Source organism: Sunxiuqinia indica, from assembly GCF_009847015.1.
Lineage (GTDB): Bacteria > Bacteroidota > Bacteroidia > Bacteroidales > Prolixibacteraceae > Sunxiuqinia > Sunxiuqinia indica.
This window is the reverse complement of sequence record NZ_WVEM01000001.1, coordinates 166,482-178,695: the sequence shown is the minus strand read 5'-3', so window position 1 is coordinate 178,695 and position 12,214 is coordinate 166,482. Positions and strand designations below refer to the sequence as shown.

7 protein-coding genes are annotated in these 12,214 nt (G+C 43.0%); all 7 read right to left on the bottom strand.

Annotation, left to right across the window (positions count from 1 at the left end):
• Nucleotides 1-68: 68 nt before the first annotated feature.
• Nucleotides 69-1,490 carry an outer membrane protein assembly factor BamB family protein gene (locus GR929_RS00700; RefSeq protein WP_159516990.1) on the bottom strand — a complete coding sequence of 474 codons (1,422 nt, stop codon included), beginning with the start codon at nt 1,488-1,490 and terminating at the stop codon, nt 69-71.
• 2 nt (nt 1,491-1,492) lie between these two features.
• Nucleotides 1,493-2,734 carry a PQQ-binding-like beta-propeller repeat protein gene (locus GR929_RS00695; protein ID WP_159516989.1) on the bottom strand — a complete coding sequence of 414 codons (1,242 nt, stop codon included), beginning with the start codon at nt 2,732-2,734 and terminating at the stop codon, nt 1,493-1,495.
• A gap of 50 nt (nt 2,735-2,784) precedes the next feature.
• The gene (locus GR929_RS00690) at nt 2,785-3,993 is read right to left on the bottom strand and encodes an outer membrane protein assembly factor BamB family protein (protein WP_159516988.1); all 1,209 of its coding nucleotides are present in this window, start codon (nt 3,991-3,993) and stop codon (nt 2,785-2,787) included.
• Nucleotides 3,994-4,257: 264 nt separating this feature from the next.
• On the bottom strand, nt 4,258-5,430 hold the full coding sequence (pelA, locus tag GR929_RS00685; protein ID WP_159516987.1) for a pectate lyase: 1,173 nt from the start codon (nt 5,428-5,430) through the stop codon (nt 4,258-4,260).
• 12 nt (nt 5,431-5,442) lie between these two features.
• Nucleotides 5,443-6,966, bottom strand: coding sequence for a family 43 glycosylhydrolase (locus GR929_RS00680; RefSeq protein ID WP_201300866.1), 1,524 nt, complete (start codon nt 6,964-6,966; stop codon nt 5,443-5,445).
• 70 nt (nt 6,967-7,036) lie between these two features.
• The gene (locus tag GR929_RS00675) at nt 7,037-9,034 is read right to left on the bottom strand and encodes an alpha/beta hydrolase family protein (protein ID WP_159516986.1); all 1,998 of its coding nucleotides are present in this window, start codon (nt 9,032-9,034) and stop codon (nt 7,037-7,039) included.
• Between the two features lie 19 nt (nt 9,035-9,053).
• Nucleotides 9,054-12,200 (bottom strand): DUF6298 domain-containing protein, encoded by a 3,147-nt coding sequence (locus GR929_RS00670; RefSeq protein WP_201300865.1) that lies wholly within the window; start codon nt 12,198-12,200, stop codon nt 9,054-9,056.
• Nucleotides 12,201-12,214: the final 14 nt, after the last annotated feature.

Here is a 12,214-nt window from a genome sequence, read left to right as displayed (position 1 = left end):
CAGGATAGTATTTATGAACCTGCGGTGTTTCATTTGTTATATCATTCTAATTTTAACCAGCATTTTATTTACTCACTAATATCTAAACACACCATTGTTTTTGAATCGCGCATCAACAGCCTTCCATCCGCAATTGCCAGGGGCCCCCAAGCATCATGTCCGTCTAAAATCTTTTTCTTGGCCAGTTGAATGTATCGTGATGTATCAGGCCTAATCATCGTTAATGTTCCATCGTCATCCAGAATGTACATTTTCTCATCAGCAATGATATATGGTCCCAATCCAAAGCGCGCTTCCTTACCTGAAGTCCAAACCATCGTCTGAACATCGTCAGGACTGACACAGACTAACTGGTTCCGGTTGGCTCCGCCATCTTTGGGCAGGATACCAAATAGATGCCCCTGCCAAACAATTGGCGTTTGCTGCTCACAAGCCAGCCCTTCCTTCGGTTGATATTCGGCCAGCACTTCGACTTCGAACCGGTCGCCCTGAGGAACGATCCGAATCATCATCCCACCGGCTCCATAACCAGCTGTCAGGAAAATACGTCCATCTTCAAAAATAACGGGAGAAGGAGCAACTACTGAATGGTTCCATGCATTGGATTGCCATAAAACTGTTCCTTCGTCTTCGCCATCTGCAGCAATACCACAAACGCCGCCATCAGCGCTGTACACATACATCTTCCGGCCATTAAAATTCATGGGAACGATCGAAGAATGGGACATTTTCCAACGCATCGTATTCGGACATTCCCACAGCTTTTCACCGGTATGAATATCAACTGCCATCATGATGGTACTTCCTCCCGGAGCCAGGATAACTTTATCACCGTCAACCAGCGGACACTGAGCGGTGTACCATTGCGGAATCTCCGTTCCGTATTCCGTCACCAAGTCGAGGCCCCATAAAAAATCACCAGACTCTCGCTCAACGCACATCACGTGACATCTTGGTCCAATTGTGACCACATGATCTTCAGTTACTGTTGGAACGGTTCGGGACATTCCGTGATTTCGTTTAACATGTACGCCGTAGGAACGGCGCCAGATTTCCTGACCATCAGCCAGAGAAAAGCAACGAAGCGCATCTTCCCGCGCTTCCTCGTCGTAATCAAGCAAGTAGACCTTACCTTTATAAATGGCCGGTCCTGCATGCCCCTCTCCCAGTTCGACAGACCATAAAATTTCAGGTTCTTCAGCAGACCATGAGTTTTTCAGATTTTGTTCTTCCGAAACAATATTATCAAAATTTTCTCCCCGAAATCTTGACCAGGTGCCGTTCATATCAGGAGCATCGTTTCCAAAAAAGTTAAAATTTTCTCCTATGCGGATAATCTCCTGGATCAAATTTCCGGCTTGGCGGTTGTCTGCTCCGGGCAAGCTAGCCTGAAAATCATCAGTCGGGTTTTTCGACAACCAAAAGACAAAAGCTCCCAATCCAACTATTGCCACTAATCCGACCAAAGAATTGATAAGAATTCTCTTCACCTTTAAGCTTTAATATTATATACCATCAGCACGTCGCCATGCCGAAGAAAAAGTTTACCATTATTGATAAAGGGATGCGCCCAATGCGGACCTGCTCCTTTCTCTATTCGAAAGGAACTGATAACCTTAAAACCAGATGGGGCAGGTTCTACCAAGGCAACATTTCCCCGCTGTTCTTCATAAATATAAAGCAGGCCATCAGAATATATCATGCTACCTTTCGTATTCCAGGAAGTATCATATACGATGTCACCCGTTTTCCAATTTTTGCACAACCAATTCCCCTTTCGGTTATTTTCCCAATTCGATCCGTAAATGTAACCATCCAGTTCAATCATCCCGTGGTGATGATTATCAAAAATCGTATCGGTATAAACTTCTTCAAAAGCTGAGAAATCCGCATTTACCCTCAACATTTTAGCTGGATAATCATATCCCATTGACAGGAATATCTCGTCGCCTTTAACTAAAGGGATGTTCGTCCAAATCAAACCTGGTTGATCCGACCATTTATCATGCTCGTAGTATTTATACGTCATTTTCACTTCACCATTTGACGGATCGAGGGCAATGAGATGAGTAGCGGTAACAGCCAGCACGTATCGTTGTCCGTTGTAATCGATCGTTGTTGCTGAAGCATAAGCACGTTGTCCACCAACACTCTCTGTTTTCCAGACTTCCTCTCCGGTCATCTTATCAAAAGCAACGACCGAAGTTTCGTTTCCTCCCGGCATACAAATCACTTTATCATCAACAATCAGGGGAGATTCAGCAACGCCCCAAATGTGCCATTCGGCATGGTAGTCGCGATCAACATTTACTTTCCAGTTGATTTCACCCGTTTCTGCATCCAGACAAACCAGCTCTCCAACACCACTGATAACATAAATACGATCGTCTTCATTGGTTGGTGTACTTCTAGTGTCAGAGAATGACTTTTTCCAGGATTCGCCATAGGCTACCTGCCATTTCTGATTGCCTTCAAAATCGATACACGTCAGGTAGTCCAGCGTATCAATCATACCCGAGACATAAATGTAGTCCCCATTAGAAATGACCGAAGAAAACCCTTTCCCAATGCCCTCAAATTCGAGCAATAGCTCGGGTCCAGTTTCCGGCCACTCTTTGAGTAGCGAATTTTCGGGGAATTTACCATCCCGGGTTGGCCCGCGGAATTGGTAGATCTGGGCATTCACAACCAAACTAAGCAACAGCGCCATTTGAATGACAAGTATTTTCCTCATGTCTGTTTTTTAAGTTTTTGTCAGTCTCCCCAAATTCCAGGAGATCGGCTTTATATCTTATATGCGATCAATGATTTTCCATGACGAACATACAAAATGCCGTTGTGCACCACCGGATGAGCCCAATGTTGTGCCGAGCCAAGCTCAACTTTAGTTTCAGAAATTAGATCCAGTTTTTCAGTACTTGGATTAACCAATGCCAGTTGGCCGCGATCAGAATATAAAATGAATTTATCGGCAGCCATAATTATTACGCCATTCCCAATTTCTGTTGAATTCCATTTTTCTTCACCTGTTTGGTAATCCAAACAATACCATCCACGTGACTTATGCCCTGAACCATAGACATGGCCATCTACAATCATGGCACCTCCCATTTGGTTGTCCATTTTTTCAGTACTCCATGCTTTCGTCACGGATGTTCCGTCCTCACTTAAATCCAGTTTAACACAACCCTGCCCGTAACCGCTAAAACAAAAAAGTGCTCCATCTTGGTAAATTGGCGTGTTGGGATGAATATTATATTGGTTCGGATGTGGATAGCTCCAAAGTAGCTTTCCGTCTTTCGCATCCACCGCAACAATAAAATCAGCAGTGTGATTAACTAATATTTTACGTTCAGGCAGTTGTACTAATTTTGGGGAACAATATGCAGAAAGCTTACCTTTACCCGCGCTTTTCCAGATCAAATCTCCGGTCATTCGATTAAGAGCGACAAAATTAAACTCTTTCCCTCCCGGAGTGAAATAAACTTTATCTCCGTCAATAATAACCGACTCCGTAAATCCAAAACGAAGATTTTCAGAACCAAAATCATCATCGATCTTTTTACTCCACTTTACGGTTCCTGATGTTAGGTTCAGGCATACCAACTCTCCATATCCTGTGGATATATATGCCAAATCACCAACAATTGTCGGTGTTGGACGTGTTCCGGGATAGTTTACGTCAAACTCTTTACCATATTTGATTTTCTTTTCAAAAGTTCCATTCTCATCAAAAATGTTCAAATAGCCTGTTTCATCCTCCATTCCGGTACAGTAGATTTTGCCATTAGCAAAAGCCGGACTGGAAAAACCGTCGCCCAGTTCATCGTAGTGCCAAAGAATTTCGGAACCTTCAGCAGGCCATTCTGCTAATAAATCAGGTACAGGATACTTCGCTTCTGAATTTTCACCTCTCCAACGAGTTGGCTGCTGAGCAAAACTTGAAACACTAAAAAGAAACAGAATAAGAAATAGAGTTAGTTGATTTTTCATTGCTTAAAAGTTGGTTTTTCAATTGATTCCAAATTTATTAAGGAAAAGCCAGATTACACATACATAGAGTGAATTTAACAAGGTTCTAAATAGTTACACTTGTTAACAAGTATTATGTTTCTTGAAATCAACTATCTACCTTATTATCAACACACAAAAAAAGTTCACCCTGGATCGGATGAACTTTAATTATTCACTATTGAGATATGTCAATGATGAAGCCCTCTCAATAAATGGCATTATTTTAAAAATAACACCCTAGATTTATTCCGCTAGCACATTTTCGGAATTTCCGATTCGCTCAAGCCATTTCGGATACTTGTTTAAAGCACGTTGTGGTGCATCGGTATACCACCCGTATCCAACACGTCGTTCGCGACTTACTTCAGCCATGGAATAAAGGAACTCACTATTTCTGTCGCAAAACAAGGGTCGCTCTGTTTCCAGCTCATAATAGCGCGTCCAAACAGGTGGAGCAGTTGGATCGTGCACGACCCTGCGATCTTTTGTGATGGTCTTATACTTTGACTCCATCTTGGGTGCATCAAATGTTTCGATGCGCGTATTATAGATCTTTGAATCTTCGAACCATTTTATAGCTCCCTGAATTGCATCAATAACCTCCTGATCAGGATTTTCAATATTCATCAATAAAAGCACAATCGAAACACTTTCGCCATTGCAGATAGAAGGTGGTTCAAAAGCACGGGCCCAGGCTGGCTTCAAAGTCACCTCGTCGTGTTGTTGGCACCAGGCGGTCAGCCTGCCTTGATCTACAATTTGACAACCCAGAATGCAGTCGATTCCTTTTTGATAGGCCATTTCGATTTTATCTCTCGTAGAATCATCAATAAATTCAAAATCCGAGTCATGATTCTTTACTTTTTTTAGCAGGTTCATAATCCCAAGATAAGCGCCATCATTAAATGTAATACGTCGGCTGTAATTATCCTGCAAAGGATAATACTGGGGCCAGCCTCCGTTTTCATATTGAGCGTCCAGAATAAACTGAAAACCTTTCAAACTGGCCTCTTTGTACTTTTCAATCCCCGTTTTAGTGTAAACTTTTGCCAGGTAATCTACTTGCGTATACGATGTTCCATTATCAAACGTGGTATGTAATTCATCTTTGGTCTCCAACAAGCGTTCTTTTTGCTCCAGAGTCAAAATAGCCTGCATGTCATAGTTTTTAGGCCAACCTCCGTTATTTCGCTGATAAAGCAGCATATTGTCCGCAATTTCCGTAATTTTTGTTTCTTCATAGCGTTTCTGGTCAGGCAATGGATTGATGATGTTTCCATCATCCTTTATCCCATGCCAATGGCCTGAGCTACTTCGGAAAGGTCTCAGATCAAAAGCAACTTTCTCTTCCTTAGCTTGCCCTGTAGCACAAGACGCACTTGCAATTATTAATAAAATAAACACTAAATTTTTCATGTATTTCTCCTCCTAAAGTTTTTGATAGACAAAATTGTCAAACCGCACCAGACCTTCTCCAAATGCATATACTCCTGCACGAAGACTAAGAAACTCACCAAATACGTTGTGATTAAAACCACTGGCTTCAATGGTGCGCTCAACCCTCCTCCAATCTTTTCCGTCGGCACTGAAATAAAAGCTCACTTCGTTACCATCATTAAGAATACGCAAATAACCATGGTCTCCTAACTCATTTTGTTCCCTAATTTTTCTTGCTTTCTGATTATACACAGTGAATTCTTCTGAATTTACAGCAATACGCATATTCCCTTTTTCATTATAAAACAAGCACAGGCCTGCTGTCACGCCATCATCGATTGTATATTCAACTTGAACTTCATATTTACGATCGGATGAATTGACAAGTAAAGGGGAACTTTCATCAAACGAGTTTCCCTCGGCTCGCAGTATTAACTCACCTTCTTTTACTGTTACTCGGTTGGGCTCATAAAATTTGAAGAACTGCCATTGCAAACCGAGTTCGTCGCCTGAGAAATCATCTGAAAGACCAATCTCATTCACCGACTCTTTGCCTGCGGGAACTGCGATCGAATCGCTGCTGTGAATTCCTTCTGGAACCCGGAACCAGTCATCTTCCGTCCAATCAATTGGGAGCATCAGTGTTTGGCGTCCTAACGTATGAAAATGCTTTTCGTAACCGTGATACATGATCCACCAGTTTCCGTCCACATCATCAACTAACGTGCCATGTCCCTGGCTCCACCAGCGTTCATTCCGGCTTTCGGTATGTACAATGGGGTTATAAGGTGAATTTTCAAATGGACCATAGGGCGATTTTGAACGAGCAGAAACAACCATATGAGATGTTGCAGGTCCTGCTGTACCGCCCTCGGCAACTGTCAGGTAATAGTAGCCATTGCGCACGGTTGACTTTGGGGACTCCAGGCAAAAGCACTCGGTACTCCAGCTTTTGGGAAACTCCCAGCCATCGTAATTATGAACCGGATCACCATCAGTGGCTAAACCATCATCGGTGAGCTTTACAATGTAGCCCTTTGACAAGTATAAATAACGATTACCGTCTTCATCAACCACATGACCAGGATCGATAAAGCCAGGCAATTTCAAATCGACTGGATCTGACCATGTACCTTCTGGATTTTCGGCTGTGACTACCCAATTCGTGCCACCTGCCGGGAAGTAGATGTAATACAAATCACCATGTTTAATCAGATCCGGCGCCCAAACCGAGCCGACATATTCTGTCAGCGCATGACTGATTCTTTTCCAATGGACCAGATCTGTTGAATGCCAGACTAACAATCCCGGATAATAATCAAATGATGAATGAGTCATGTAAAAATCATCGCCCGCCCGAACAACTGACGGATCAGGATAATCACCTCCTAAAACCGGATTTTCGTAATAACTCCTCTCTTCCATTTGATCATTCTTTTCCTTTTGATTTGAGTGGCTGCAAGAAATGCAAGTTCCCATCAAAGCTACCAGAAGTAAAAGTGTATTCCATTTCATTTTGTATACGTTTAGTTTTGCTTTATTTTATCATTTAATAGTCGTGATAACGATTTGGAGTTTATGTCTTTCAATCAATAAACCGGGTTCGTCCATCCGAAAGCTTAATCAAATCAGCTAAATCATAGTACTTCAAAACACCATATAAAACATTTGAATAAACATCGCGTTGCATTGGATTTTCAAGATATTCAACATATGATTTCACCGATCTAAACACCTCAGTATTTTCAATTCGCGAATCAAGAAACGTTGCGTGAATAGCAGCAGGCCCGTAGCTTCCATTTGCTTTTAGCTGAACCGGATGACTGGCCAACAAAGAGTTGGATTTGCAAAAATCAAGCAATGAGAAGATGTCAATTACCCGCTGACCGACAATTGGCTTGCCAATATGCATGCTAATCATCGCATTTCGATATTCGCGATTCCAGTATTTTGTATCGTTTAAAGAAAGAGGATCAGCAGTTTCGCCAAATCCACGCAAATCAGCACCTATCAATATCTGATGTTGATTGACAAATGAACTGAGGGTGGTTTCATCGCTCAAAATTTCATTTTTACCCCCTTCGTTCAAATAAAGAACAACCGGACTTTCCGGATCAATTGTTTCGGGTTTTACAATGATGCAAGGTATGGGCATTTGCCCTCTACGCACAATCTGATACTTGATCAGATTGTAATTTCGACTTTTAATCAAGCCGGTTTGTTCCACCTCAATTTCTTCATTGGGCAAACTGATGCCGAGTATTTCCATTACCTCTTGACTGACTTCCGCTTTATCTTTCAAAAGAAAATCGTCTCGGTCAGACTCATATCCTTTGGCCAACTTTAAATGATATTCAGGGATGGAAACATTGCCAGAGATGGAAGTGATAACTTGCCCTGTCGGCGTGCATTGTAAATCAGCGGCAGGAATATTGGGCTGATCATTCTCTTTCACCGCTACCGTATCCTGAAACATCCATCGGCGAAACCAGCTAACCATTGCTTCACGTTTAGGTTTTGGCATACCGTGCCCGCCTTCAATTGTAAATAAACTAACTTGTTCAGGCACGCCCAGCGCAGTATAGGCCATTTTGAGTTCATCAAATGCCTGAGTTGCTCCCCAGTAGTCAACAAAGTCATATTTCCCCGACATAATGAGCACCGGCTTTGGAGCCATCATCAACACAAAGTCAGCGATTTCCAGTTGTTCCCTTCCTTCGTATGGAATGTGCTGACATCCGTCGGATGGGCCATCCAATTCCAACACCCTTTCCCTTTCTGAGAAGTAACTACAAACGGTGGCCACCTGTATACGGTCGTCCAGCCCAATCAGGTAACTGGCCTGAGTACCGCCGCCCGAACTACCAAACGCACCAATCCGTGTTCTATCAATATCCGTGCGGCTAACCAAGTAGTCCACAGCCCTGTGATTATCCCAAAACTCATAGGCTGCCAGGCTGGCACCCAGCAAATTGGCACCACTGTTCAGCAAGGTATGTTCGGTCGTTGCACCACGCGTTTGTGCCTTGCTGTCTGCATCCACAAACTGTATTCGTTCGCCCTGCCCAATCGGATCGACAACCAAGGTGGCTATTCCATTTTTAGCACAAAGGATCGCTGCTTGCGATGCAGGTATTTTACCACCCAATCCATGACCACAAAGTTTAACCACCGCCGCAAATGGACCGTCGCCGTCCGGCAAGTACATGTTGGCGGTTACAAATCGATTGGGAATACTTTCAAAGATGATTTTTTCAATACGAAAGCCATCATACTGTGAGCTTCCTATAATTTGGGCATTTAAATCTGCTCCCTCCGGAAAATTACCAATAATCTTTTTGTATCGTTCAATACATTCATCCCGATATTTAATCATAGAAGCCTTTGATGCAGATGCCTCTCTAAAATGGAGTTCCCGACCTGAATATTGACGATGCACTTCACGCATCAGATATTTATTGTATGCTGTACTCATTCGCCATGGAAGCGAATTGAATCTCGCTTGCCCTTTTACATTTAAGGCAAACCCACCTATAATGATCAAAACAACAATTAGTTTTTCAAGCTGAATTCCTCTATTCATGATGATGATTTAGTATGTGTTATTTTATTTTCAGCCAACAAACAGCGTCCCCTTTAAAAGGAGCTTTTAAGGTGATTATCTTTCCGCCTGTAATCTCCGTTTTACTTTTCAGTAATTCACCTGTCAGAGGATTGACCCAATTAACGAGATAAGTCGTTGAGTCATGAGTTAAATCAATTTGCAGATCTGTAGACTTACTATAAACAATATAGCCTGCACCTTTCTTGCCTAGTGCATATTGAGCAACATCATCTTTTTTGTTTGCCAAAGGGCTCATTTCGATGGCGTTTTGCAAAAGAGAATCATCGGTCACAGGGAGCGTCTCTAAAGAACCGCCTCCCATAAATACGGCCCAATTCTCCAGTTTATTATGTCTTCGCGAATACACCATCGCTTTGGACGGATACAACCGTCGGAATTCACTTACAGCACGGTAGATCTGATCAAATGAAGTTTCACCGACATCCATAATCCTCAGGTATTGACGGGGCGCCAAACTTACACCTCCCATTGGTGCATACAAACTGCCATCATCCCGATATTGCCATTGAATGACATCAACAATATCGACAATTTTTGAGCGTTTCGAATCTGCTAAAATCGCATCCTGTACATCCTTTGTCCCTGGAAGCATAACGAGCACATCTTGGCTGTTCTCATTTTCCCACTCCGCAATAACATCCAGCCAAAACTCAACAAAATGCAAAGGACCGGTGTATTCCAATCCTAAATGATGAATCACGTTCGTGTTGTCTTTAAATTCATCGAGGCTTTTTCGGATGTATTGCTTATGATATTTTTTACGAACCACGTGCGTTGTATCGTAAAACTCCTCGGCCATATAAACACGTTTATCGCCTGCATAATGCGGATTTTCAGCAAAGCCCAGTTCATTGATATTATTTGCCGATCGCCATGGGTAATCAACCCAATGAGCCCCTTCTTCAATAATGTTGTGCTGTAGATAATGTTCCTGAATAAACAGCAAGCCATTTTGATCAGCCAGATCAGCAAATCTTTTGAGTCGCATCCAGTACCAGGGATTCCATTTGTCTAAGTCGTATTTACTCAGCCGATCGAAAGCTTCGCCAACGCCACTTCGGCTAAAAGGTTGTTCAAAAAACGGAGCCCAGACATCTGCATCGGCTCTTCGCGTGCGGGCATGATCATCGCGACGACGTTCGTACCATAAGCTCGGATAATGCATCAGAACGAGCGTCCCGGCCCTTTGCATATCCATAACCAACGTGTCGATCTGATCAGTTAATCCTCGCCCATATCGACCAGGAACAAAACGAGTTAAATTTGGAATAGCTTTTTTTACGTAGCTCGGACGTGTTGACCCGCGCCAAAGCGACGTGCGGTCTCTCCCTCCTGTTGCAACTTCGCCCGCAATGGTAATCCATCCATTTGTAATTGATGCGGGAATTACCGACTTGTCGGAATCATCCCATTCTTCGCTGCGGCTTTGTGTCCAAGGTTTAGCCGTTGAAACATCGTTTTGAATTGGATACTCTTCTATCATTTGATCAATCCACCCCTCCATCGTCAGATCAGGAGTTTTCGATCGTTCACTGTTTCTTGCAGATAATTCGGGACCTGGGGCTGTTGTTTCTCCGGAATCATAAACCAATATCTTTTGCTCCTCTTCCGACTTTTTGCCGGTTCGGGCTTCCAGTTGCGCATAATAAATGCTTTCCGGTTTCACAAAAGTATGCTGTAACTCATGATGCCCGCTGCCATAACCCTGTGCCCAGCTTGCGAAAGCCCAGTTTTGAGCTTGCGGAGGAGTATCTAAATGAATTTGAGCTGCCCGGCATTGCCAGCAAAGTGAGTTCGCAGCGGACCATCCACCGCCCTGCCCATCGACATCGCGAAAGGCAAAATTGATGTTGCCTCCGTCAATCGTCATTTTATCGAACAAAATACCCGATGACCAGCCACCAACAGCTCCGCTAAAATTGTAGGGTAGGTAGGAATAACATTGTACAAAAGCATTTGGTCCGGGGGTGGTAAACCCTACTGAAAAAGCATGATAGGCATATTCAGCATAACAACGCTGAAAAAGAATTTGCTGTCCTAAGGTTTGAAATGCATAACGTCTGTAGTTACCAATCTCACCAACCGGAGAAAGCGACTTGCAGTCTTCAACCGTAATACGGCCGGCTGTTTCCCAAATTGCCACCGCCGAGCTCACAAAATTCTCAGCCACGACTCTGCGCACCCATCCATCCTGAATACTCTCCATTGTGATGGCCATCCAACGATGATTCTCATCTTTTTTATTGGATTCGTCAAACGCTGAAACGCATCGCAAATTTTCAATTCCGACATGACTGATTCGGCCTTCCCATTTATATTTGATTACTTTTCCGCCACCAAACTGAGGATCAATCGAATTGGTTAACGGAGCATCTAGCTGGATTGAGGTTGAAGTAACAGCGACAACCGTTCGATCCCAATTGAAATCGAAATCGCCTACATCCCAGTTGGTCAGCGGGTAATCCACATAAATCCCAATTTTATCAGCACCAATACTTTCAATCCATTTTTGGGTTGAAGGTCTGTTAACAACAACATGGTCTCCAACTTTAAAAGAATGGCCATCTTCAAAAGACAACTCGCTGGTATTAACCGGGAAATAGCGATTTGCCAGTTCCGTTGTGTCAAGCCCTTGCTTGTTATCTATCCCAGCAACCTGGATTAAGGTTTCGCGACCAACTCCTGCTCCTAACAAGGTTGTTCCATCCTCCTGAGAACCACTGCCTCTTAACACAACACCTGAAGTTCTAATTTTCAGACTCCCTTCGATTCGGTAAGTTCCTTTTTCCAAAAGAACTGTTCCGCGAAAACCGTTTTCGTCAATCGGTAAATCGGAGACGTAATCAATGGCAGACTGAATTAATACCGTAGCGTCGTGTTCAGATGGCGGCACGATAACCTTTACAGGCACATTAGGAATGGAACTTTCCGAAGCATTAAATCCACAATAAGAAAAGTCAGGCACCCGATCTCCGTTTTCATTTAACTTATACTCCAACTTTCCATCCGAAGTAATATGAATCGGAGAATCAGAAGTTGTTTTAAAATGAGCAAATCCTGATTGATCAATGATATGCATCAAAAATAGAATCAGCAATAGGAGTTTTACGGTTTTTTGTTTCATTTTATTCGAATTTT

Coding starts and splice junctions, on each gene's coding strand:
- GR929_RS00695 (WP_159516989.1), bottom strand. CDS start 2,734: ATGAGGAAAATACTTGTCATTCAAATGGCGCTGTTGCTTAGTTTGGTT.
- GR929_RS00690 (WP_159516988.1), bottom strand. CDS start 3,993: ATGAAAAATCAACTAACTCTATTTCTTATTCTGTTTCTTTTTAGTGTT.
- pelA (WP_159516987.1), bottom strand. CDS start 5,430: ATGAAAAATTTAGTGTTTATTTTATTAATAATTGCAAGTGCGTCTTGT.
- GR929_RS00680 (WP_201300866.1), bottom strand. CDS start 6,966: ATGAAATGGAATACACTTTTACTTCTGGTAGCTTTGATGGGAACTTGC.
- GR929_RS00675 (WP_159516986.1), bottom strand. CDS start 9,034: ATGAATAGAGGAATTCAGCTTGAAAAACTAATTGTTGTTTTGATCATT.
- GR929_RS00670 (WP_201300865.1), bottom strand. CDS start 12,200: ATGAAACAAAAAACCGTAAAACTCCTATTGCTGATTCTATTTTTGATG.